Source organism: Luteimonas aquatica (assembly GCF_022662575.1).
In the GTDB taxonomy this organism is placed as follows: domain Bacteria; phylum Pseudomonadota; class Gammaproteobacteria; order Xanthomonadales; family Xanthomonadaceae; genus Luteimonas; species Luteimonas aquatica.
In genome coordinates, this window is the sequence record NZ_JALBFU010000001.1 from 382381 (window position 1) to 404037 (window position 21657).

The 21657-nt window shown below is 69.5% G+C and carries 21 protein-coding genes, 1 tRNA gene and 1 pseudogene; 9 read left to right on the plus strand and 14 right to left on the minus strand.

Annotated features, from left to right (window positions below):
* Positions 1-60: 60 nt before the first annotated feature.
* From MD221_RS01820 to MD221_RS01835, 4 genes are all read right to left on the minus strand, one after another.
* Positions 61-966: a trypsin-like serine peptidase gene (locus MD221_RS01820; protein ID WP_242107386.1), complete on the minus strand. Its 906-nt coding sequence runs from the start codon at positions 964-966 to the stop codon at positions 61-63.
* Between the two features lie 392 nt (positions 967-1358).
* Entirely contained in the window at positions 1359-1748 is a 390-nt protein-coding gene (locus MD221_RS01825; protein WP_242107387.1) for a hypothetical protein, read from the minus strand.
* 201 nt (positions 1749-1949) lie between these two features.
* Positions 1950-2024, minus strand: a tRNA-Val gene (locus MD221_RS01830).
* Between the two features lie 155 nt (positions 2025-2179).
* Positions 2180-3031, minus strand: coding sequence for a tetratricopeptide repeat protein (locus MD221_RS01835; protein ID WP_242107389.1), 852 nt, complete (start codon positions 3029-3031; stop codon positions 2180-2182).
* A 186-nt stretch (positions 3032-3217) separates the two neighbouring features.
* Between MD221_RS01835 and MD221_RS01840 the strand changes: the two genes are divergently transcribed.
* Positions 3218-3604 (plus strand): hypothetical protein, encoded by a 387-nt coding sequence (locus MD221_RS01840; protein WP_242107390.1) that lies wholly within the window; start codon positions 3218-3220, stop codon positions 3602-3604.
* A gap of 62 nt (positions 3605-3666) precedes the next feature.
* On the opposite strand, the gene MD221_RS01845 is transcribed toward MD221_RS01840, so the two are convergent.
* Together MD221_RS01845 and MD221_RS01850 are read right to left on the minus strand one after the other, a co-directional pair.
* Positions 3667-4296: a TetR/AcrR family transcriptional regulator gene (locus tag MD221_RS01845; RefSeq protein WP_242107391.1), complete on the minus strand. Its 630-nt coding sequence runs from the start codon at positions 4294-4296 to the stop codon at positions 3667-3669.
* 23 nt (positions 4297-4319) lie between these two features.
* Positions 4320-4577: an acyl-CoA-binding protein gene (locus MD221_RS01850; RefSeq protein WP_242107392.1), complete on the minus strand. Its 258-nt coding sequence runs from the start codon at positions 4575-4577 to the stop codon at positions 4320-4322.
* Between the two features lie 157 nt (positions 4578-4734).
* Here MD221_RS01850 and MD221_RS01855 point away from each other — a divergent pair, with 157 nt between their 5' ends.
* Complete coding sequence (locus tag MD221_RS01855) at positions 4735-6723, plus strand: SDR family oxidoreductase (protein WP_242107393.1); 1989 nt, start codon at positions 4735-4737, stop codon at positions 6721-6723.
* Between the two features lie 916 nt (positions 6724-7639).
* Here the strand turns inward: MD221_RS01855 and MD221_RS01860 are convergent.
* Both MD221_RS01860 and MD221_RS01865 read right to left on the minus strand, forming a co-directional pair.
* Positions 7640-8179 (minus strand): phasin family protein, encoded by a 540-nt coding sequence (locus MD221_RS01860; RefSeq protein WP_242107394.1) that lies wholly within the window; start codon positions 8177-8179, stop codon positions 7640-7642.
* 95 nt (positions 8180-8274) lie between these two features.
* Positions 8275-9543, minus strand: a complete 1269-nt coding sequence (locus MD221_RS01865; protein ID WP_277928868.1) for a patatin-like phospholipase family protein — start codon at positions 9541-9543, stop codon at positions 8275-8277.
* 85 nt (positions 9544-9628) lie between these two features.
* Between MD221_RS01865 and MD221_RS01870 the strand changes: the two genes are divergently transcribed.
* Complete coding sequence (locus tag MD221_RS01870; RefSeq protein ID WP_242107396.1) at positions 9629-10345, plus strand: DUF8198 family protein; 717 nt, start codon at positions 9629-9631, stop codon at positions 10343-10345.
* Between the two features lie 27 nt (positions 10346-10372).
* On the opposite strand, the gene MD221_RS17565 is transcribed toward MD221_RS01870, so the two are convergent.
* Entirely contained in the window at positions 10373-10519 is a 147-nt protein-coding gene (locus tag MD221_RS17565) for a DUF2164 family protein (protein WP_339328413.1), read from the minus strand.
* Positions 10520-10628: 109 nt separating this feature from the next.
* Positions 10629-10901: a polyhydroxyalkanoic acid system family protein gene (locus MD221_RS01880; RefSeq protein WP_242107397.1), complete on the minus strand. Its 273-nt coding sequence runs from the start codon at positions 10899-10901 to the stop codon at positions 10629-10631.
* Between the two features lie 229 nt (positions 10902-11130).
* Between MD221_RS01880 and MD221_RS17610 the strand changes: the two are divergent.
* A pseudogene (locus tag MD221_RS17610) lies at positions 11131-11635 on the plus strand (FHA domain-containing protein); the annotation flags it as partial.
* A 198-nt stretch (positions 11636-11833) separates the two neighbouring features.
* On the opposite strand, the gene msrQ reads toward MD221_RS17610, so the two are convergent.
* On the minus strand, positions 11834-12526 hold the full coding sequence (gene msrQ / locus MD221_RS01890) for a protein-methionine-sulfoxide reductase heme-binding subunit MsrQ (protein WP_242107400.1): 693 nt from the start codon (positions 12524-12526) through the stop codon (positions 11834-11836).
* Positions 12527-12588: 62 nt separating this feature from the next.
* On the minus strand, positions 12589-13569 hold the full coding sequence (msrP, locus tag MD221_RS01895) for a protein-methionine-sulfoxide reductase catalytic subunit MsrP (protein WP_242107402.1): 981 nt from the start codon (positions 13567-13569) through the stop codon (positions 12589-12591).
* A 140-nt stretch (positions 13570-13709) separates the two neighbouring features.
* Between msrP and serC the strand changes: the two genes are divergently transcribed.
* The 4 genes from serC to aroA all read left to right on the plus strand — a co-directional run bounded on the left by serC (position 13710) and on the right by aroA (position 18638).
* Positions 13710-14825 carry a phosphoserine transaminase gene (gene serC / locus MD221_RS01900; RefSeq protein WP_242107404.1) on the plus strand — a complete coding sequence of 372 codons (1116 nt, stop codon included), beginning with the start codon at positions 13710-13712 and terminating at the stop codon, positions 14823-14825.
* 149 nt (positions 14826-14974) lie between these two features.
* Positions 14975-16162: a prephenate dehydratase gene (gene pheA, locus MD221_RS01905; RefSeq protein ID WP_242107406.1), complete on the plus strand. Its 1188-nt coding sequence runs from the start codon at positions 14975-14977 to the stop codon at positions 16160-16162.
* Positions 16159-17328: a histidinol-phosphate transaminase gene (hisC, locus tag MD221_RS01910; RefSeq protein WP_242107408.1), complete on the plus strand. Its 1170-nt coding sequence runs from the start codon at positions 16159-16161 to the stop codon at positions 17326-17328. The genes pheA and hisC overlap by 4 nt, the downstream gene beginning before the upstream one ends.
* The gene (gene aroA, locus MD221_RS01915; RefSeq protein WP_242107410.1) at positions 17325-18638 is read left to right on the plus strand and encodes a 3-phosphoshikimate 1-carboxyvinyltransferase; all 1314 of its coding nucleotides are present in this window, start codon (positions 17325-17327) and stop codon (positions 18636-18638) included. Before hisC ends, aroA begins: the two co-directional genes overlap by 4 nt.
* A 21-nt stretch (positions 18639-18659) precedes the next feature.
* Here aroA and MD221_RS01920 read toward each other — a convergent pair whose 3' ends face one another.
* Both MD221_RS01920 and MD221_RS01925 read right to left on the minus strand, forming a co-directional pair.
* Entirely contained in the window at positions 18660-19253 is a 594-nt protein-coding gene (locus MD221_RS01920) for an energy transducer TonB (protein WP_242107411.1), read from the minus strand.
* 154 nt (positions 19254-19407) lie between these two features.
* Entirely contained in the window at positions 19408-20046 is a 639-nt protein-coding gene (locus tag MD221_RS01925; protein ID WP_242107412.1) for an energy transducer TonB, read from the minus strand.
* Between the two features lie 86 nt (positions 20047-20132).
* Here MD221_RS01925 and serS point away from each other — a divergent pair, with 86 nt between their 5' ends.
* Positions 20133-21476 carry a serine--tRNA ligase gene (gene serS / locus MD221_RS01930; protein WP_242107413.1) on the plus strand — a complete coding sequence of 448 codons (1344 nt, stop codon included), beginning with the start codon at positions 20133-20135 and terminating at the stop codon, positions 21474-21476.
* The last annotated feature ends 181 nt before the right edge of the window (positions 21477-21657 follow it).

The following is a 21657-nucleotide window of genomic DNA, read 5'->3' on the forward strand; positions in this document are numbered from 1 at the left end:
TGGTGCGCCGCATGCCGGCGCACCACGGTAACGACGTTCGAATCGGCACCCGCCCGATGCTCAGGGATTGGCGGCGATCCAGTTCTGAAGCGTGTTGTAGACGGTGCTGGTGATCCTGGTCCCGCAGTTCTGGGAGGAGGATCCGGTGGTGTGGATTCCGCGGACGGCGTTGCCGCTGTCGCGGATGCCGCTGCCGCTGTTGCCGCCGGCGGTATCGATGGTATAGCAGAGCCGATAGGAGCCGCTGGTCGACACCGCCCCGGAATGCGTCCACATCGTGCCGAAGGGCTTGTCGCCCGGATAGCCGGTGATGGTGTGGGTTCCGCCCGAGTACACGCCCCACCCGGAGTTGCCGCCGTGCGGCGCGGCGTTGAGCACGATCAGGGCGTAGTCGTAGTTGCTGTCGGCGCCGGTGTGCCAGGCCGTTGTGGTGAGCGCGCGCGTCCAGCCCGTGGTGCCCCAGGGCTGATAGCTGCCGTTCTGCGCCGTGGTGAAGTCCAGGCTGGAATACCAGGTGCCCGAGCCGTTGGAGACGCAGTGCCCCGCGGTGAGCACGTGCTTGGCCGTGATCAGCGTGCCGGTGCAGCCGATCGCGATGCGGCCGATGAACCAGTACGGCGAGGCCACGGTATTGGTGATCTGCACGCGGTTGTCCGCGCCGATGACGACGGTGGGATTGGCGCGCGTGCTGCCGTAGAAGGCCGGCAGGTCGCTCGGGGCCTTGCCCTGGACCGTGGTGGTGCGGCCGAGCAGTTCCAGGTCGCGGACGGCCTGTTCGAAAATGGCGACGTCCTGCGGGTCCATCTGCGACTGGTACTGGTCGCCGTCGCGGGTGACCATCACCGTGCTCAGACCGGCCGCCCTCTGGCGCGGCGTCTGCAGGCGGGCGTCGATGGATCCGCCGCGTTCGGGCAACGCGTCGGTCACCAGGTTCTCGCCCTGGATGAACCTGGCTTTCTCGTTCAATTTCTTGAATGCGACATCCTTCGCTCCCGCCGTATTTGCCATGGGGGCCGAAATCAACAATACGCAGATCATTGCGGCTAGCTGTTTCATGACAATCTCCTTCGTTGGTTGGTGACGCTCCTCACAGCTTTCGCAGCGAACGCATCCGCATGCGCGCTGTCCGACGAGCTCTAGCAACCTCTTTGTCGCGGGGCCGTGAATGCCTGCGCAGGGAGGCCCGTCCGGCGCGTAACCGGACGGGTGGAAGCGCGGAAGGTTGCGCGCAAGGCGAAGAGGCGCAATCAGCGCAGGCGCGGCTCGAGCAATTTGCTATCCACGCCCGATTGCAAAGCGAGCATGCCCGTTCAAATTTGAAACGCGCTCGCTGTCATCCCCGGCGACGTCGCGGAATCTCAGGGCAACGTATCGGAAACGTTTCTCACGCGCACGGACGAGCATCTGCGCGTCGATTCGTCCCAGCTGAAGTTCACGAACGAATAGGGCGTGATGGATTGCACGATGCTCACCATTCTCGGATCGTCCGTCCAGCAATAGACGTACTGGCCCTTGGCATCGGTCGCGTAGCAGTTGGCCCAGACATCGGCCATCGCATTCCCGATGTCGGAAAGACAGCCGATGCTTTGCAGCCTGTCGGCGCTGGCGCGGGCGGCGCCGAGCGAACCCGACGCGGCGCCGCCTTCGATCACCACCTGCTGCGAGGGCTTGACCTGGCCCGCATTGGCCGTTGCGGCCAGGGCGAAGATCGAAAGCGCTACGAGACATCGAGTCGCGGCATGCTTCATGCGTGTTCTCCGTATGCGCCGGCCCGAAACGGGCCGGCCGAGTGACGGTCGGGCGAGACATCGCCTGACGGGCCGCCGATGGCGGCCGAACATTCACTCGGAATCCGGCGCGGTTCAGGCTCATGCCGATCATGCGGCGCCGCGGCCTGCGCGCTCAAAAAACGCGGGCAATAAAAAAACGGCCGAAGCCGTTGTTTTTATTGGTGGGCGGTGCAGGGATCGAACCTGCGACCCTTGCCGTGTGAAGGCAATGCTCTACCGCTGAGCTAACCGCCCATCGCCGCGACAGGAGCGCCTGTCGCCAGCGGGCCGCAGATTCTAAGGGGCCACGCCTGTCCGGGCAAGCCATCCGTGGATTCCGGCCGCGGATCGCCCGACTGGGGCGCTCCGCGCCAAGCCTGCCGGGCCGCGATGGAGGGCGCGGGCGGAGGCTATTCGATCTCCGACCGGGCGTAGGCCACGTCCAGCGCCTCCATGGCGTCGGCGGGCTTGAGCTTGGCGGCCTTCTCGTAGGCGGCCGCGGCGGCGTCCTCCTGCTTGTCCCCGTGCAGCAGAAGCAGGACGTTGCCGTGCTCGACATGGGCGATGGGCGAGTCGGGGGTGAGCTTGAGGGCGGTCTTGATGTGCGACTCGGCCGCGGCGGGCTTGGCGCCGTAGGTGAGGCCGCCGATCATGGCGCCGATCTTGTTGACGATCTCGGCGTGGTACAGGGCCAGCGCGGTGTGCGCCTCGGCGTGCTTGGGCGCGCGTTCGAGGGTGGCGTCGAGCGCGGCGCGCACCTTGCCGGCGATGCCGTCCTTGAGCGCCTTGGCGATGCTCAGGCCCTGGCTGTAGCGGCCGAGGGCGAAGGCGTGGCGATAGTGGCTGTTGGCCTCGTCGGGCAGCGCCTTGACGGCGGCCTCGGCCAGCTTGGCGCCCTGTTCGAAGCGCTTGAGCTTCTCGGCCTCGTCCTCGACCAGGTAGGTGGCGTGGATGCCCAGCGCCTTGACCGCGACCGAGGCGCCGACCGGGCCGAGCGCCTGGCCGGCGTCGAAGGCGGCCTTGAAGTCGCCGCGGTGGAAGGCGCGCCAGGCCTCCTGCAGCGCGGCGGCGAGGGCGGGGGCGTCGAGCTTGGGCGCGGCCTTGCCGGCGGCCTTGAGCAGGGCGGCGGCGCGCTTGTCGTCGGGCCAGGGTTCGCAGTCGCCGGCGTGCAGCCGGGGCCAGGCTTTCTTCAGCGCGTCGCCGGCGTAGGCGAAAGGCTTGGCGTCGTGCGGAAAAGCGGCCCAGGCGGTCTTGGCGGCCATGCGGAGTCCTTCTGCTGTCTTTCAGGGAGCGCCAGCATCCCGCGCGGCGCGGCGGCTGGCAAGCCGGCGCGCCGCGTCCGGCCGATGAATCGGGCGCCAATGCGTAGTGTGATTGCTCGACCGCGGGGCGACAGGCTATGCGCCTGAGAAACCGGCCCGTCGGCCGGGTACAACGGAGTTCCGATCATGGTGGCCAAGAAGCAAATCCGCAGCGGCAAGAACGGCAAGGAAACCTCGCTGCGCCACGTCTGGCTGGCCTCGCTGGGCGCCGTCGTCGTGGCCCGCCGCGAGATCCGCGGCATCGCGGCCAAGGCCGCGCAGCGGCTGAGCCGTCGCGCCGACGACGTGCAGAGCATCGCCCGCGGCGGCCTGATCAGCGTGCGCGAGCAGGTGGAGCCGAAGGTGGAGCAGTTCAGCGCCGAGATCGAGGCGCGCCTGCACCCGGTGCTAGTCAAGCTGGGCATCGCGCCCAAGGCCGCCAGGCCGGCCCGCAAGACGGCCAAGACCGCGCGTCGCGGCGCCGCCCGCCGTCCGGCGGCGCGCACCACGCGCGCGCGCAAGGCGCGCGCCTGAGGCATTCGGGGTGACCGAGGCGGTCGGCGGCCAGGCCGCCGCACCGCGTCGAGCGGGCCGCCTCAATCCAGGTAGGCCTGCATCAGCTGGTTCAGGTGCACCCGTTCGGCGTCGCGCAGGAACGGGGCCAGCAGCATCATCACCTGGACGATCCCCTCGCGGATCGCCAGCTGTTCGTCCTTGTCGCCGCGCACCGAGGCGTAGTTGAGCCAGAACGTGGCCAGCACCAGGACGTTGGTCGAGGCGGCGTCGAGCTCGGCCGCCGAGGCGCGGATCACCCCGGCCTGGGTCAGGCCGCGCATGACCTCGTGGGCGCTGTCGTCGGCGCGCTTGAGGATGCGCGCGAAGCGGATGCGCAGGCGCCGGTTGCGGCTGAGGATCTCCACCAGGTCGCGGTAGAGGAAGCGGTAGTCCCAGATGCACTCGAACACCAGGTGCAGCTGCAGCCAGATGTCCTCCAGTTCCGGCAGGCGCCCCTCGGGCGGGGTCAGCGCCTCGTCCATGCGGGTATCGAAGCGGCTGAAGAGCTGCTCGATGATGTCGTCCTTGTTGCGGAAGTGGTAGTACAGGTTGCCCGGGCTGATCTCCAGCTCGTCGGCGATGTGGTTGGTGGTGACGTTGGGCTCGCCCTGCGCGTTGAACATCGTGAGTGCGGCATCGAGGATGCGCTGGCGTGTCTGTCGCGATGCCATGGCGGCCGGGACCCGCGGCGGCTTCAGCCGGCCAGCTTCTTCACCAGGTCGACGTATTGCTGCTTTGCGGCATCCTGCGGGGTGCCCTTGAGCTTGGCCCAGGCTTCGTACTTGGCGGTGCCGACGAAGTCGAAGAAGCCCGGCTTCTCGCCGCTGACGTCGCCCGAGGCGCCCTGCTTGTAGAGGGCATACAGCTGCAGCAGGGTGTCGTTGTCCGGCCGCTCGGCCAGGGTTTTCACGTCCTTCTGGGCCTGGTCGAACTGGGTTTGCAGATCGCTCATGGTGCCTACCTCCCGGGTTGGACCGGCATGACACCATGCAACCGCCGAGGGGGTCAACATCGGGGCAGGGACCCGGCGGGAATTGTCGCCGGACGCGGGCTCTGGCAACGTAGCCGGTCATGGCCGCCCACGCGCGGCGCACCTCATGAGGAAGGGCATGAGCTATTTCGTTACCGGCGCCACAGGTTTCATCGGGCGCTTCCTGATCGGCAACCTGCTCAAGCGCAAGGGCACGATCCACGTGCTGGTGCGTCCGGATTCGCAGAAGAAATTCGACGCCATCGCCAAGAAGATGGGCTGGGACGCCAAGCGCATCGTGGTGGTGCCCGGCGACATGACCGCGGCCAAGTGCGGCGTCTCGGCGGCGCAGTTGCGCGCGCTCAAGGGCAAGATCCGCCACTTCTTCCACCTGGCCGCGATCTACGACATGGAGGCCAGCGCCGAGGCCCAGCGCGCGGCCAACGTGGACGGCACCCAGCATGCGCTGGACCTGGCCGCCGCCCTCGAGGCGGGATGCTTCCACCACACCAGCTCGATCGCCGCGGCCGGGCTGTACCCGGGCATCTTCCGCGAGGACATGTTCGACGAGGCCGAGGGCCTGAACGATCCCTACCTGCGCACCAAGCACGACTCCGAGGGGCTGGTGCGGGAGGAGAAGCGGGTGAAGTGGCGCATCTACCGCCCCGGCATGGTGGTCGGCCACTCGCAGACCGGCGAGATCGACAAGATCGACGGCCCGTACTATTTCTTCACCCTGATCAAGAAGCTGCGGCAGATGCTGCCGCCGTGGATGCCGACCCTGGGCCTGGAGGGCGGGCGCATCAACATCGTACCGGTGGACTTCGTCGCCGACGCGATGGACCACATCGCCCACAAGCCCAAGCTCGACGGGCACACCTTCCACCTCACCGATCCGGAGCCGCTGCGCGTGGGCGAGGTGCTTAACACCTTCTGCCGCGCCGGCCACGCCCCGGAGATGACCATGCGTCTGGACGCGCGCATGTTCGCCTTCATTCCCGGCGGCATCCGCGGCGCGATCAGCAACCTGCCGCCGGTCAAGCGCTTCATCGGCATGCTGCTGAAGGACTTCAAGATCCCCAAGAGCGTGCTGAAGTTCATCACCTATCCCACGCGCTTCGACAGCCGCGAGACCGAGCGCGCGCTCAAGGGCAGCGGCATCGCCGTGCCGCAGCTGGAAAGCTACGCCTGGCGGCTGTGGGACTACTGGGAGCGGCACCTCGATCCGGACCTGTTCGTCGACCGCACCCTGAAAGGCAAGGTGCGCAACAAGGTGGTGGTGATCACCGGCGGCTCCTCAGGCATCGGCCTGTCGACCGCGCAGCGCGTGGCCGAGGCCGGCGCGGTCACCGTGATCGTGGCGCGCGGCAAGGAGGAGCTGTTCAAGGCCCGCGACGAGATGAAGGCCAAGGGCGGCAAGGTCTTCGCCTACACCGCGGACCTGGCCGACATGGCCGACTGCGACCGCCTGGTGCAGACGATCCTCAAGGAGCACGGCCACGTCGACGTGCTGATCAACAACGCCGGCCGCTCGATCCGCCGCTCGATCGAGCTCAGCTACGACCGTTTCCACGATTTCGAGCGCACCATGCAGCTGAACTACTTCGGCAGCCTGCGCCTGATCATGGGCTTCATGCCGACGATGACCCATCGCCGCAAGGGCCACATCATCAACATCAGCTCGATCGGCGTGCTGGCCAACTCGCCGCGCTTCTCCGCCTACGTGGCCTCCAAGGCGGCGCTGGACGCCTTCAGCCGTTGCGCCCAGGGCGAGCTGTCGGGCAAGGGCATCGCCTTCACCACGATCAACATGCCGCTGGTGAAGACGCCGATGATCGCGCCGACCAAGATGTACGACAGCGTGCCGACGCTGACCCCGGACGAGGCCGCCGACCTGCTGGTGAAGGCGATCATCGAGCGCCCGAGCCGCATCGCCACGCGCCTTGGCATCTTCTCGGCCCTGCTCAACGCGGTGGCGCCGAAGGCCTACGAGGTGATCATGAGCACCGCCTTCGAGCTGTTCCCGGACTCGGCGGCGGCCAAGGGGGACAAGAAGGGGCTGAAGGAAGAGCACACCAGCAACGAGCAGATGGCGTTTGCGGCGTTGATGCGGGGCGTGCATTGGTGAGGAGCCGCTTTGATTTCCGTTTGTGCGGGAATCAAAGGCGTTGAAGCGTTGGAGCGTTGAAGCGTTGAAGCGTTGGAGCAAAGCGTTTCGTCCGCTGTCGCGGCCGAGTTCATTTCTTTTGATAAGCGTCAAAAGAAACGAACCAAAGAAAAACGCTTTCCCCGACGAAGCAGCCCCACGCCGGAAAGGCTGAGGGGATTTTCCGACTCGCCCTCCTGGCTCGGTCGGAAAATGGCGGGCATCCCTGCCCGCCACCCTTCGGGTCTGGGCAGGGCAATGGCTCGCAAAGATTTCCAGAAGCAAAGCCTTCTTCCTACCCCTTCAGAAAGCCTTCTTCCTACTCCTTCAGATGGTCATCCCAGCGCAAGCTGGGATCCATTGTTCGCCTTTGCTTTTGTCTCTAGAGATGTCGATGCGCCATTGGCATTAGGAGACCCGGAGGGCGGCGCACAGGGATGTGCGCCGTTTTTCGACCGAGCCAGGAGGGCGAGTCGAAAAATCCCGATAGCAATCAAGTAATGGGAGTGCTCTGTCGGGGAAGGCCGTTTTCTTTGGTTCGTTTCTTTTGGGCCAGCAAAAGAAATGAACTCGGCCGCGACAGCGGACGAAACGCTTTGCTCTTAGAGAGGCAAACCAACAGTAGGCGAACGAAAGCCGCACGAATGCCAGATGCGCGGCGCAGAATCGTGAAACCCCAATCCCCCAATCGCCGAACCCCAGAAACTAGAAGCCCGCCAACCCGAAGCCGTAAGGGGAGGGAGCATACGGTCTTCTGGCGGGTTGGCGGGCGAAAACGTTTACAGATTCATCTTCGCCGGAGAACCCAGGGCAATCAAGCCCCCAGGGTTAACCGGCGTTGGGGTTTGTGACCCCTGGCAGCCGATGCCAGGGCGACATCGGCCTGCAGTGCGATCGATCAACCGGCGCGCTTGGCGGCCTTCTTGGCGGTCTTGCGCGTCGCCTTCTTGGCCGGCGCCTTCTTGGCGGCGGTCTTGCGCAGGGCAGGCTTGCGCGGGGCGGTGCCGCCCTGGCGGCGCAGCTCGGCGGTCAGGGCCTCCACGCGCTTGCTCAGGTCGGTCAGGTCGTCGCGGCCGGGCACGCCCAGCTTGGTCAGGGCACGCTGCACGCGGTCCTCGAACACCTTTTCCAGACGATCCCAGGTGTCGGTGGCGCGGCCGCGGGCCTGCTCGACGCGCTGCTCGACGGCATCGCGCACCACGTCGGCGCGGCCGCCGGCGATCTTGCGCGCGGCCTGCTCCAGGTTGAGGCCTTCCTTGACCAGGTTCTCGAACAGCTTGCCGCCCTCGGCCTGGGCGCGGGAGAAGGCGCCGACGCCGGCGTGCCAGATCTGCTGCGCGGACTCGCTCAGCGACTTCTGCAGGCGCTCGGCCTGGGCCTGCAATTCAGGCTTGTTGGAGGCGGTCTTCTTGCTTGCGGTTTTCTTGAACTTGGCCATGTGCCCTCCCGGGGGCGTTCGTCTGCATTTGCGCGCATCGTCCGCGTCTTGTCTAGAGCATTCACACGATACCCCGCGCGCCGGGCGGGCCCGGCTTATGCCGACGCGCGGCTCCGGCGCCGGGGCGCGCGCTTGGCGATGACGCGCTCGGTGTCCTCGAGCGCGCGGCGCAGCCTGGCCGTGGTCTCGGTGCCGCGCGGGGGCAGCGGCGCCAGGCCGCTGAGGATGGTGCGGTGCGCGTCGTCGAGGATCTCCTCGCGCAGGCGCAGGCCGTGCGCGGCCAGCACCGGGCGCAGCTCGTCGGCGCGGCGGCGCAGCTCGTCCAGGGTATGGCGATAGGCCTGCTGGCAGACGCGGCGCCGCGAGGCGAAGCTGAAGAGGTTGGTGTGGAACAGCTCGCCGTCGTCGGAGTTGGCCTCGAACACGAGCTGGTCCACGTCCGGGTACTGCTGGGCGTACTTGGCCAGGCCGACCTGCATGCGCGACTGCAGCAGGCTGCGGAAGGTCTGCGAGAGCACCGCCGGCAGGCCGGCTTCGGCCAGGCTGTAGTGGCCGGCGTTCGCCTTCCTGCCCTTGCCGTTGCCGTTGAAGGGCACCAGCGGGTTGATGCCGATCAGCAGGTCGATGCCGCGCTCGAGCAGCACCGAGGCGTGCATGGTGCGGCGCAGGGCGCCGTCGACGTAGTGGCGGCCGCGCAGCTCCACCGGCGGATACAGGCCGGGCAGGGCGGCGCTGGCCTGTACCGCCTGCGAGATCGGCACGTCGTCCCAGCCCTCGCCGCCGAAGACCACGGCCTCGCCGTTGTCCAGTTCGACGGCGACCACGAACAGCTTGTTGGGCAGCTCGCGGAAATCGTTGCTGCGCCCGCGCCGGCTGAAGACCTCGCGCATGAAGCGCTCGACCTCGCTGTTGTCGAACAGTCCGGTCGGCACCAGGCCGCCGAAGCGCTCGATGATGTCCGACCAGCGTGCGTTGCGCGGATCCAGCAGCAGGCTGCGCCACCAGTCCAGGGTCAGGCGCGGCAGGCTGGCGGCGCGCTGCAGGTATTCGTACAGCGCCGGGCGCAGGAAGGTATCCGGCCGGAACTGGATGTCGCGGCTGTCGCCGGTGATGAAGACCCGGCACATCTCGTCGGTGCTGATGCGGTTGGCCAGGCCGGCGGCCAGGAAGGCGCCGCTGCTGACGCCGACGTAGCCGTCGAGATCGTTGAGATCCAGTCCCTCCAGCGCCTCGTCCAGCGCGCGCAGCGCGCCCAGTTCGTACATGCCCCCGATCGGGCCGCCGCCGGCGATGGCCAGGCCGATCCGGGCCGGCGGGCGTTTGCGGGATGGGGCGCGTCGCTGCGCCGAATGGAGTGAGAGCATGCAGGTCGTGGCTTCCGTGAACCGGCGGAGTGTAGCCGATCCATCCCGGCTCGCCAGAAGCGGCGCGAGCGGGGAAAATACCGGCATGGCCCGATCGCCCCTTGCCGCCAGGCTCGCGCGCCGCCTCGCCTGGCACCAGCGGCTGCAAGACCCCAGGCGCGAGCCGCGCAACCGCCTGCCCTGGCTGCCGGAGCTGCGGCGCTGGCAGACCGAGCGGCTGACGCGCAGCTTCCGGCGTTTCCTGGACGACCCCAGGCGCCGGCCGGCGGCCGAGTTCTTCCTCAGCGACGTCTACGGCGACCGCGATTTCACCCGCCGCGATGCCGACATCGCCCGCGTGCTGCCGATGATGCAGCGGCTGCTGCCCAAGCGGCTGCTGGAGACCGTGGCCGACGCCATCGAGCTGGGCGTGCTCTCGCACGCGCTGGACCTGCGCATGGCCGAGGCGCTGCAGGCGCTGGCCCCGCGCCGCAAGCGCCTGGACGCGGCGCTGTACGGCGAGGCCTACCGGGCGATCGGGCTGCCGCGCCTGCGCGCCCGCCAGATCGGACTGATCCGCAGCGTCGGCGCGGGTTTCGGGCGGGCCCTGAAGATGCCCGGCGTGGCGGCGCTGCTGGCGTTCTCGCGCGGCCCGGCCAAGCTGGCGGGGCTGAGCGAACTGCAGGGCTTCCTGGAGCGCGGCTACGCCGCCTTCGAGGCGCTGGGCAATGCCGACAGGTTCGTGGCCGAGATCGAACGCGACGAGCGCGAGGTGTCGCGGAAGCTGTTCGAAGGCGCGCAGGATCCGTTCTCGCCGGATTGAATCGCGCGTGTCGGACGAGGCCGTCGCCTATCTGCGGAACTCCGTCGGGCGCTCCAACTGGTAGATCGCATCGCTGAGGTCGTCCATCTTGGCCGAGACCAGCGCCTGGGCGTCGTACAGGCCGCGGTTGTAGAAATAGCCGCCAATCTCCTCGGCGAGGAAGTCGAGCAGGATTCGGCGTCGAAGCGGCCGAGGTCCTGCTTCAGTTCCTGCTGGAAGTACAGCTGCAGCCTGCGGACGATGGCCGCCTTCTCGGCTTCCGAGAACGCGATGCCGGGCATGCTCAGAACTTCTCGTCGAGCACGCGCCGGATTTCCTTCTCCACCGTGCCCTGCAGCGCCGAGAGCAGGAAGCCGAGCTTGGCGGTGACGTGCAGCTGCTTGGGGGCGAGCGCGATCTTGCCGTCGACGCCGCTGCGCGAGAAGTTCATGGTGTCTCCGTCCCAGCCGTATTCGAAATCGAAGCGCTGGGCGAGCTTCTTGGCCACGTCCTCGACGGCCTTGCGCGCCTTGGCGTGGGAGAGGGAATGCTGGTGGCGGATGTCGATGCCGGCCATGCGTGGCTCCGTGCTGCGTGAGGGAGGTATTCTGCGTCGGTCCGGGGCCGGCTCCAAGCCCGGCGCGGGAGCGGGCATGGTAGATTGCCGCCGCATGGAATCCCTGAAACTGCGCTTCGTCGGCCGCGACCGGCCCGAGCTGACGCTCGGCGTCGGCATGCACGGCATCGGCCCGGGCGGCGGCGACGCCGTCGGCCTGGTGGACGAATCGCAGCCCTCGCTGGTGCGCTTCTGCGTGGACCGGCGCGGCATCTGGCTGACCGTGGCCGACGGGGTGCGCGGGGTGCACGTGAACGGGCGCGAGATCCGCCGCATGGCCATGCTGCGCGTGGGCGATGCGATCTATGTCGACGGCATGGAGATGCGGCTGGTGGGCGCGCAGCCGCCGCCGGTGCCGGAGAAGCTGCCCAAGGACGCGGGCGAAGGCGCGGAAACCGCGGACGGCGCGCGCATCCTGCTGCGCGGCGTCGGCGGGCAGTACCACGGACGCAGTTTCACCCTGGAGCGCTCGCGTCTGGTCGGGCGCACGGACGAGGCGGACATCCGCATCGACGATCCGGCCTTCGCCGACCGTCACGCGCGCCTGGAGCTGGCGGGCGACCGGGTCGTGCTGCGCGACCTGGGGTCGGTGGACGGCAGCGTGGTCAACGGCGAGCCGGTGCGCAACGCCTGGCTGCAGCCAGGCGACCAGATCGTGTTCGACGCGCACCACCGCTTCGTGATCGAGGCGCCGGCGCTGCGCCGTCCCGAACGCGAGGCCCGGCTGGCGCCGGTGGACGAGCAGCTGTTCGACCTGGAAGCGCCCCTCGATGCCGGCAAGGCGCGCTCGCCGGCCTGGCGGCTGCCGTGGCTGCTGCTGGCGGCGCTGGTGCTGGCGGGACTGCTGTCGCTGCTGCTGCTGTTCGGGACCGCATAGCGACCCGGGCGCGGCTCTAGGTGCTTGTCCGGGCGTTCGGCCGCGCGCTGCCTGCGGGCGCCGACGATGTCTTTTCGGCCTTGAAGGCACTCGCCAGCCTGCGCGCCCGCAGCCACTTGTATCCCCGCCACCCCAGCAGCACGGCCAGGATGGTCGCGTACAGCAGCGGCTCGCGGATGTCTGACTTCACCAGCCACCAGAAATGCAGCACCGCGAGCACGCCGATGGCGTAGACCAGCTTGTGCAGGCGCCCCCAATTGCGGCCCAGGCGCCGGATCCAGCCCTTGGTGGAGGTGATCGCCAGCGGCAGCAACAGCAGCCAGGCGGCGAAGCCGACGGTGATGTAGGGGCGCTTGGCGATCTCCTCGAAGATCTGCGTCCAGTAGCTGCGCAGGTCCAGCAGCAGATAGGCGGCGAAATGCAGCGTCGCGTAGGCGAAGGCGTACAGGCCGAGCATGCGCCGGAAGCGGATCAGCACCGCCTGGCCGGTGAGCTGGCGCAGCGGCGTGACGGCCAGCGCGATCATCAGCAGGCGCAGCGCCCACAGGCCGAGCCGGTGCTCGATCTCGGCCACCGGATCGGCGCCCAGGGCGTCGCTGCCGCTGGTGTAGACGGCCCAGAACTGCCAGCCCAGGATCGCCAGCGGCGTGAGCGCGGCGAGATGGACGAGGGTCTTGGCGACGATGATGCGCAGGGGCGTAGGAGGCATGGGGGCTGGATTGTCGAATGTTCCCTAGCGGGCTCTCGCGTCGCGCAAGCGCGGGCGGAAAACTAGAACCATTTCTTCAGGTCCAGGCCCGAGTACAGGGAGGCGACCTGCGGCGCGTAGCCGTTGAAGATCCGCGTCGGGATGCGTTCGGCGAACAGGTTGCCGCTCTTGCCGGCGATGCGCCGCTCGGTCTTCTGGCTCCAGCGCGGATGGTCGACGTTCGGGTTGACGTTGCTGAAGAACCCGTATTCCGAGGGCTGCAGGTCGTGCCAGGCGGTTTCGGGCATCTTCTCCACGAACTTGATCTCAACGATCGACTTGATGCCCTTGAAGCCGTACTTCCACGGCACCACCAGCCGCAGCGGCGCGCCGTTCTGCTGCGGCAGCGCCTTGCCGTACAGGCCGGTGGCCAGCAGGGTCAGCGGGTGCATGGCCTCGTCCATGCGCAGGCCCTCGCGATAGGGCCAGTTGATCGAGGAATAGCGCACGCCCGGCATCTGCTGCGGGTCGGCGAGCGAGGTGAAGGCGACGTACTTGGCCTTGGAGGTCGGCTCGAATTTCTTCAGCACCTCCGCCAGCGGCACGCCCAGCCAGGGGATCACCATCGACCAGCCCTCCACGCAGCGCATGCGGTAGATGCGCTCCTCCGGCTTCAGGCCCTTGAGCAGGTCCTCCAGCGCGATCTTGCCGGGCTTGGCGCATTCGCCGCCCACCGCCACCGACCAGGGCGAGGTGCGCAGCGTGCGCGCCGCGCGCGAGGGGTCGTTCTTGCCGGTGCCGAACTCGTAGAAGTTGTTGTAGCCGGTGACGTCCTGGTAGCGGGTCAGCTCCTCGTCGGTGCGGAAGCCGGACCTGGCCTGTTCCGGGCTGATGGCCACTTTCGGCGCCGGAGGGGGCTCGGCGCGGGAACAGGCGCTCAGGGCCAGGGCGGGGCTGGCGGCAAGGGCGGTGAGCAGGCGGCGGCGCTGGCGGTAGACCGACTCGTCGGTCACGTCCGCGGCGGGGATGCGCAGGGCGTCGCTCAAAGCGGTTTTCGGGGACATGGCGGAACTCCGGGACTCGTCACCAGCATAGAGGCCGCGACCGGGGGAAAAGTTGCGCGCAAAACCATTGCGCAGCCCGGTGCTGCACTGCGGCATACTAGCCGGCCACGCAGCCAGCGGACGAATCGGGAACTCCACACATGTCGCGCGCCTACAACTTCGCCGCCGGACCGGCGGCGCTGCCTGAAGCGGTCCTGAAAACGGCGCAGGAGGAGTTGCTGGAGTGGCGCCAGGCCGGCGCCTCGATCGTGGAGCTGAGCCACCGCGGCCCGGAATTCCTGCAGGTGGCGGCCGAAGCCGAAGCCGACCTGCGCCGGCTGCTCGCCGTCCCGGACGACTACGCGGTGCTGTTCCTGGCCGGCGGCGCCACCACGCAGCAGGCGCTGATCGCGCTGAACTTCGCCGCGCCCGGACAGAAGGCCGATTACGTGGTCACCGGGCACTGGGGCAAGACCGCGCTCAAGCAGGTGAAGCCCTACGTCGACAGCAACGTCGCCGCCAGCGGCGAGGGCGACGGTTTCCGCAGCATCCCCGCGCGCGCCGGCTGGCGGCTGTCGGAGGATGCCGCCTACGTGCACATCACCGCCAACGAGACCATCCACGGCATCGAGTTCCGCCCGGGCTGGGGCGGCAAGGCGGACAACGACGCGATCCCGGACGTGGGCGAGGTACCCCTGTTCGCCGATTTCAGCTCCAGCATCGCTTCCGAGCCGCTGGACGTGTCGCGCTACGGGCTGATCTACGGCGGCGCGCAGAAGAATCTCGGCCCGGTCGGCGTGAGCGTGCTGATCGTGCGCCGCGACCTGCTCGAGCGCGCCGGCCAGCCGCGTGCGGACATCTTCAACTACGCCTCGCACCTGAAGGCGGAGTCGATGCTCAATACCCCGCCCAGCTACAACTGGTACCTGGCCGGGCTGGTCTTCAAGTGGATGCTGGCCGAGGGCGGGGTGGAGGAGTTCGCGCGCCGCAGCCAGGAGAAGTCGCGGCTGCTGTACGCCACCATCGACGGCTCCGGCGGCTTCTACCGCAACGACGTCGACCCGTCGGTGCGCTCGCGCATGAACGTGCCGTTCTTCCTGCACGACGAGGCGCTCAACGACCGCTTCCTGGCCGACGCCCGCGAGGCGGGGCTGATCTCGCTCAAGGGCCACAAGGTGCTGGGCGGCATGCGCGCCTCGATCTACAACGCCATGCCGGTGGAAGGCGTGCGCGCCCTGGCCGCCTTCATGCAGGATTTCCAGAAGCGGTATGGGTGAACCGGGGCGAGCCCGGCGCGGCATGCCGCGCCGCCCCGGCGAACGCCCGGCCATGGATGGCCGGGCAGGACCCTCCGAAGCCAAAGTGAGCCGCGCCATGGACGGCAGCAAGATCCGCCCAACGACATCAAACGCGATCCACAATCCCCATGGCCGATAAGCCCAAAAAACCCAAGCCCGCCGCCAAGAAGTCCGCCGCCAAGTCCGCGGCCGCCAAGGCAAAGGCGAAAACCCCCGCCTCCGCCCCGGCGCCCGACCCCAAGCCCGACCTGCTCGCCGTCCGCGCGCAGATCGACGGCATCGACAACCGCATCCAGTCGCTGATCGCCGAGCGCGCGCAGTTCGCGCAGCAGGTCGGCAAGGCCAAGGGCAAGCTGGCGGCCGCGGTGGAGTACTACCGTCCCGAGCGCGAGGCGCAGGTGCTGCGGCGCGTGGTCGACCGCAACGACGGGCCGCTCTCGGACGAGGTGCTGGTGCGCCTGTTCCGCGAGATCATGTCCGCCTGCCTGGCGCAGCAGGAGCCGCTGAAGATCGGCTACCTCGGCCCAGAAGGCACCTTCTCGCAGCAGGCGGTGCACAAGCACTTCGGCCACTCGGCCAAGGGCCTGCCACTGTCGAGCGTGGAAGAGGTGTTCAGCGAGGTCGCCTCCGGCGCCGCCGACTTCGGCGTGGTGCCGGTGGAGAACTCCAGCCAGGGCACGATCCAGTCCACGCTCGACCTGTTCCTGACCTCGCCGCTGCACATCTGCGGCGAGGTCGAGCTGCGCGTGCACCAGTACCTGATGTCGCGCAGCGGCCACCTGGAGGACGTCGAACGCGTGTACTCGCACCGCCTGTCGCTGGCGCAATGCGGCGGCTGGCTGCGGCGCAACCTGCCCAAGGTGCAGAAGGAGGCGGTGGTCAGCAACGCCGACGCCGCGCGCCGCGCGCGCAACGCCGACGACTCGGCGGCCATCGCCAGCGAGAACGCCGCGCACGTCTACGGGCTGAAGATCATCGCCGGCCCGATCGAGGACTACAGCGACAACACCACGCGCTTCCTGGTGATCGGCCGCAACACCTTCCCGTCCTCGGGCAACGACCGCACCTCGCTGCTGGTGTTCATCCGCGACCAGCCGGGCGCGCTCTACAAGATCCTCGAGCCGCTGGCGCGCCGCAACATCAGCATGAACCGCATCGAGTCGCGGCCCGACCACGGCGCGCTGTGGCAGTACGCCTTCTTCATCGACGTCAGCGGCCACGCCGACGAGTCGCCGCTCAAGGACGCGCTGTCGGAGATCGACAGCTTCGCCGGCGAGGTGCGCGTGCTCGGCTCCTACCCGGTCGCGGTGCCGTGAGCGCACGCCCCCGGCTTCCCGAGGCGCAGGCGCCTGACGACCGCGCGTTCTTCGCCTCGCTGGCGTCCCCGGCGATCCGCGCGCTGCGCGCCTACGATCCCGGCCACGACCTGGTCGCGCTGCGCGAGGCGTTCGCGCCGCGGGTGCTCATCGAGCTCGGCTCCAACGAGAATCCCTACGGCCCCAGCCCTAAGGCGCGCGAAGCCGCGGCGGCGGCGCTGGGCGAGATGCATCGCTATCCCGACCCGCGCGGCGGCGCGCTCAAGCGCGCGCTCGCGGCCCGGCACGGCGTCGCGCCGGAGCAGGTTTCGCTCGGCAACGGCTCGCACGAACTGCTGATGCACCTGGCGCAGGTGTTCGCCGGCCCCGGCGTCGACGTGGTGCTGCCGCAATACGGCTTCGCCGTGTTCGCGATCGCCGCGCGCGCGGCCGGGGCCAACGCGGTGGTGGTGCCGGCGCTGCCCGCCGACGCGGCGATGCCCAACGGCCACGACCTCGATGCTCTCCTGGCGGCGGTCACGCCGGACACGCGCCTGCTGTACTTGGCCAACCCCAACAACCCGACCGGCACCTGGTACCCGGCCGAGGCCTTCGAACGCTTCATCGCGGCGGTACCCGAGCGCACGCTGGTGGTGGTGGACGAGGCCTACGCCGAATGCGCCGACGCGCCGGACTACGCCAGCGCGCTGTCGCTGCTGGACCGCCACCGCAATCTGCTGGTCACCCGCACCTTCAGCAAGGCCTATGCGCTGGCGGGCCTGCGCGTGGGCTGCGCGATCGGGCACCCGGAACTGATCGCGCTGCTCGAGCGCGCGCGGGAGAGCTTCAACATCAACGGCGTGGCGCTGGCGGCGGCCGAGGCCGCGCTCGGCGACGAGGCCTATCTGCGCGACACCCTGGCGCGCAACGCCGAGCAGCGCGAACGCCTGGCCGCGGCCCTGCGCGAGCGCGGCTGGCCGGTCTCGCCCTCGCAGACCAATTTCCTGCTGGTCGAGTTCGGTGCGGCCACGACGGCGATCGAGGCCGCGCTGCGCGCCGACGGCGTCGTGCTGCGCCCGATGGGCGGCTACGGCCTGCCGGGGCACCTGCGCATCAGCGTGGGCGAGGAGGCGGAGAACCGCGGCCTGCTCGCCGCGCTCGACCGCATCGCGGACCGCGCGGCATGAGCGGCGGCGGACGCTCCTGGATCGCGCTTCCGGGCACGGCGCTGCGCGGCGCGGCGACGGTGCCCGGCGACAAGTCGATCTCGCACCGCGCGGTGATGCTGGGCGCGCTCGCCGACGGCCGCTCACGCATCGACGGCTTCCTGGAAGGCGAGGACACCCGCGCCACCGCCGCGATCTTCGCGCGGCTCGGCGTGCGCATCGAGACGCCGACGCCCTCCACGCGGATCGTGCACGGCGTCGGCGTCGACGGCCTGCGGCCGACCGCCGAGGTGCTGGACTGCGGCAATGCCGGCACCGGCATGCGCCTGCTGGCCGGGCTGCTGGCCGGGCAATCCTTCGACAGCGTGCTGGTCGGCGACGCCTCGCTGTCGAAGCGGCCGATGCGCCGCGTGATCGACCCGCTCGCGCGCATGGGCGCGAGCATCGACGCGCAGGACGGCGGGTTGCCGCCGCTGCGCATCCACGGCGGCGGCGCGCTGCGCGGCATCGATTTCGCCGGCGAAGTGGCCAGCGCGCAGGTCAAGTCGGCGGTGCTGCTGGCCGGCCTGTACGCCGAGGGCGAGACCTCGGTGCGCGAGCCGCACCCCACCCGCGACTATACCGAGCGCATGCTCTCGGCCTTCGGCGTGGAGATCGAATACGCGCCGGGCTTCGCGCGCCTGCGCGGCGGCCAGCGCCTGCGCGCGCACGACGTCGCGGTGCCGGCGGATTTCTCCTCGGCCGCGTTCTTCCTGGTGGCCGCGAGCATCGTGCCGGGCTCGGAGCTGCGGCTGCGCGCGGTCGGCCTCAACCCGCGCCGCACCGGCCTGCTGGCCGCGCTGCGCGCGATGGGCGCCGACATCCGCGAGGAAAACGCCGCCACGCGCGCCGGCGAGGCGGTGGCCGACCTGGTGGTGCGCCACGCGCCGCTGCATGGCATCGAGGTGCCGGAGGCGCTGGTGCCGGACATGATCGACGAGTTCCCGGCGCTGATGGCGGCGGCCGCCTGCGCGCAGGGCGCGACGGTGATCCGCGGCGCGGCCGAGTTGCGGGTGAAGGAATCCGACCGGCTCGCCGCCATGTCGGCCGGCCTGCAGGCGCTCGGCATCGAGGTGGAGGAAAGTCCCGACGGCGCGGTGGTGCAGGGCGGCGCGCTGCGCGGCGGCCGCATCGACAGCCTCGGCGACCACCGCATCGCCATGGCGTTCGCGGCGGCGGCCCAGCGCGCCGGCGGCGAGGTGCGGATCGACGACGTCGACAACGTCGCGACCTCGTTCCCGGGGTTCGACGCGCTCGCGCGCGAGGCGGGATTCGGCCTGCGCGCGGGCTGAGCCCGTGCGCGCCGTGCATCGCTACTGCTTGTCCAGCCGGTAGTCCACCGGCACCTTGACGCTGGAGGCCACGGCCTTGCCGTCCTTCATCGCCGGACGGAACTTCCAGCGACGCACCTCGGTCATCGCGGCGCGATCGAGCGTGCGCGAGCCGCTGCGTTGCGCCAGGCGCACGCTGCTGACCCGGCCGGCGGCATCGATGTCGGCCACCACCGTCACCGTGCCTTCCTCGCCGGCCCGGAAGGCCTCGCGCGGATAGTCCACGTCGGGGCGCCCGATCAGCGCGACCTCGCGGTTGCGCGGCTTCTCGGCCTTGGCCACGGTGCGCGGTGCCGCCTTCTCGCCGGTGGCCTTGCCGCTCTTGCCGGCGGCGGTCGCGGCATCGGGCCGGTCGCCGCCCTCCGGCGCCACGAGCGCGCTTTCGGTGTTCGGCGGCACCGTGTCGAGCTGGCCCGGAGCGCTCGCGTGCTGGTTGTAGAAGTACCAGGCGAAGGCGATCAGGGCGATCAGCAGCAGGATCCAGATCAGCGGGCTGACGCTTTTGCTCGGCTCCGCGTCCTGGGACGGCGGGTCCTGGACGGATGGGTCTTCAAAGGGACGATGGGGGTCCGACATGGCGATGGCTCCTTCTCGTGCGGAAGGCGCGGGCCGGCATGGCCGCGCCCCCTGGACAACGCCGAGAGGGTTCCACAGATCTTGTTGCGGTTGCGTTATGCGCGCGACGTGCGTTCAGTTTCCGGCCACCTGAACGCTTCGCGCGGCATGGGCCTCAGCGCGGGCTGCTGAAGGCGATGGGCACCTGTACCGTGCCCGGGATCGGCTGCCCGCCGCGGCGCGCGGGCTGGAAGCGCCACTTGCGCACGGCGTCGGTGGCGGCGCGGTCGAGCGAGCGCGAGCCGCTGCTGCGGACCAGATCGATGTCGCCGGGCACGCCGTCGGCGCCGACATGGATGCGCAGCAAGGCTTCGCCGGACTCGCCGCGGCGCAGCGCCTCGCGCGGATACTGCGGCGGGGGGCTGGAGACGGGCACGGGCGCGACATCGGCGGGCCCGGCGGTGGCAGTGTCGGGCAAGGCCTGCGGCGGAGGCGGGGGCAGCTGCTCGCGCGGCGGCGCCGGCGGCGCAAGCGCCTCGTCGGCCACGCGCGGGCGATCGTCTTCTTCATCGTTCCCGGCGGCCGCGGGCGCGCCGGCGTTGTCGCCTGTGGCGTCGGTGTCCGGAACGGGCAGGGGGTCGAACTGGCGGCCCTCGGCGCTGCGCGTGGTGCCGTCGACGCGGTAGAAGTCGTAGTCGTTGCGCTGCCTGGCCCAGATCAGCAGGAACAGCAGCAGGCCGGCGAGGAAGGCGATGCCGATGGCGAGCCAGGCGCGGCGCGAGGGGGCGAGTTGGGCGAGTCGGAAGGCGGGCATGTCCGCATTCTGGCATAGCCGCCCTGCAGCAATCTGCGCGACAACACGCGATAATCCACGATTCTTCCGCTGCCGCCACTGTCGCCATGCTCGATCCCGTCCTCCTGCGCCAAGATCCCGCCGCGCTCGCCGAGCGCCTGCGTGCCTCGCGCGGCTATGCATTGGACGCCGATTCCCTGCAGGCGCTGGAGGCCGAGCGCAAGCGCATCCAGGTGCGCACCCAGGAACTGCAGAACCTGCGCAACACCCGCAGCAAGGCCATCGGCCAGGCCAAGGCCAAGGGCGAGGACGTCGCGGCGCTGCTGGCCGAGGTGGCCGGGTTCGGCGACGAGCTGAAGGCCTCCGAGGTCGAGCTCGAACGCATCCGCCACGCGCTGGAGGCGATCTCGCTCGGCATTCCCAACCTGCCGGACGACTCGGTGCCGGCCGGCAAGGACGAGCACGACAACGTCGAGCAGCATCGCTGGGGCACGCCGCGCGCATTCGATTTCCAGGTCAGGGACCACGTCGAGCTCGGCGCCCGCAACGGCTGGCTCGACGGCGATACCGCGGCCAAGCTCAGCGGCGCGCGCTTCACCGTGCTGCGCGGCCCGCTGGCACGGCTGCACCGCGCGCTGGCGCAATTCATGCTCGACCTGCACACCGGCGAGCACGGCTACGAGGAAACCAACGTGCCGCTGCTGGTCAACGCCGATTCGATGCGCGGCACCGGGCAGTTGCCGAAGTTCGAGGAAGACCTGTTCCAGATCTGGCATCACGAGGACGCGCGGCCGGACACGGACGCGTCGCCGGAAGGAAACGCCTCGCCCGCGGGCGGGTGGGAACTGGACTACTACCTGATCCCCACCAGCGAGGTCCCGCTCACCAACATCGCGCGCGACGAGATCCTCGAAGCCGCGCGCCTGCCGCTGCGCATGACCGCGCATTCGATGTGCTTCCGCGCCGAGGCCGGCAGCCACGGCCGCGACACCCGCGGCATGATCCGCCAGCACCAGTTCGAAAAGGTCGAGCTGGTGACGATCGCCAGGCCCGAGGAGAGCGAGGCCGAGCACGAGCGCATGACGCGCTGTGCCGAGGTGGTGCTGGAGAAGCTGGGCCTGCCGTACCGCCGCGTCCTGCTGTGCACCGGCGACATGGGCTTCGCCGCGCGCAAGACCTACGACCTGGAGGTCTGGCTGCCGTCGCAGGACACCTATCGCGAGATTTCCTCGTGTTCGAACTGCGGCGATTTCCAGGCGCGGCGCATGCAGGCGCGCTGGCGCAATCCCGACGGCGGCAAGCCGGAGCTGGTGCATACCCTCAACGGCTCGGGCGTGGCCGTGGGCCGCGCCCTGATCGCGGTGATGGAGAACTACCAGCAGGCCGACGGCTCGATCCTGGTGCCGGAAGCGCTCCGCCCCTACATGGGCGGCGCCGACCACATCGCCTGAATCCGTCCCCTCGACGCCGGGCATCCCGGGCGGCCGGCTGGCGCCGGCATTCCCGCGATAGCGGGCCTGGCGCGCGACGGCGGGACGAGCGGCGGCCTGCTCGAGGCCCCCCCTGAATTGATGCGAAATGCCCCCGCCAAAGCCTGCGCCGGCCCTGGTTCTTGTTGCCTTCATGGAATAA

Excerpts from the sequence above, each read along its gene's own strand:
- MD221_RS01870 (WP_242107396.1), top strand. The coding sequence starts at position 9,629 with ATGGCCCGATCGCCCCTTGCCGCCAGGCTCGCGCGCCGCCTCGCCTGG.
- MD221_RS01925 (WP_242107412.1), bottom strand. The coding sequence starts at position 20,046 with ATGCCCGCCTTCCGACTCGCCCAACTCGCCCCCTCGCGCCGCGCCTGG.
- pheA (WP_242107406.1), top strand. The coding sequence starts at position 14,975 with ATGGCCGATAAGCCCAAAAAACCCAAGCCCGCCGCCAAGAAGTCCGCC.
- MD221_RS01840 (WP_242107390.1), top strand. The coding sequence starts at position 3,218 with ATGGTGGCCAAGAAGCAAATCCGCAGCGGCAAGAACGGCAAGGAAACC.
- MD221_RS01920 (WP_242107411.1), bottom strand. The coding sequence starts at position 19,253 with ATGTCGGACCCCCATCGTCCCTTTGAAGACCCATCCGTCCAGGACCCG.
- MD221_RS01845 (WP_242107391.1), bottom strand. The coding sequence starts at position 4,296 with ATGGCATCGCGACAGACACGCCAGCGCATCCTCGATGCCGCACTCACG.
- MD221_RS01825 (WP_242107387.1), bottom strand. The coding sequence starts at position 1,748 with ATGAAGCATGCCGCGACTCGATGTCTCGTAGCGCTTTCGATCTTCGCC.
- MD221_RS01865 (WP_277928868.1), bottom strand. The coding sequence starts at position 9,543 with ATGCTCTCACTCCATTCGGCGCAGCGACGCGCCCCATCCCGCAAACGC.
- serS (WP_242107413.1), top strand. The coding sequence starts at position 20,133 with ATGCTCGATCCCGTCCTCCTGCGCCAAGATCCCGCCGCGCTCGCCGAG.
- MD221_RS01850 (WP_242107392.1), bottom strand. The coding sequence starts at position 4,577 with ATGAGCGATCTGCAAACCCAGTTCGACCAGGCCCAGAAGGACGTGAAA.
- MD221_RS01855 (WP_242107393.1), top strand. The coding sequence starts at position 4,735 with ATGAGCTATTTCGTTACCGGCGCCACAGGTTTCATCGGGCGCTTCCTG.
- MD221_RS01835 (WP_242107389.1), bottom strand. The coding sequence starts at position 3,031 with ATGGCCGCCAAGACCGCCTGGGCCGCTTTTCCGCACGACGCCAAGCCT.
- serC (WP_242107404.1), top strand. The coding sequence starts at position 13,710 with ATGTCGCGCGCCTACAACTTCGCCGCCGGACCGGCGGCGCTGCCTGAA.
- msrQ (WP_242107400.1), bottom strand. The coding sequence starts at position 12,526 with ATGCCTCCTACGCCCCTGCGCATCATCGTCGCCAAGACCCTCGTCCAT.
- MD221_RS01860 (WP_242107394.1), bottom strand. The coding sequence starts at position 8,179 with ATGGCCAAGTTCAAGAAAACCGCAAGCAAGAAGACCGCCTCCAACAAG.
- MD221_RS01880 (WP_242107397.1), bottom strand. The coding sequence starts at position 10,901 with ATGGCCGGCATCGACATCCGCCACCAGCATTCCCTCTCCCACGCCAAG.
- aroA (WP_242107410.1), top strand. The coding sequence starts at position 17,325 with ATGAGCGGCGGCGGACGCTCCTGGATCGCGCTTCCGGGCACGGCGCTG.
- msrP (WP_242107402.1), bottom strand. The coding sequence starts at position 13,569 with ATGTCCCCGAAAACCGCTTTGAGCGACGCCCTGCGCATCCCCGCCGCG.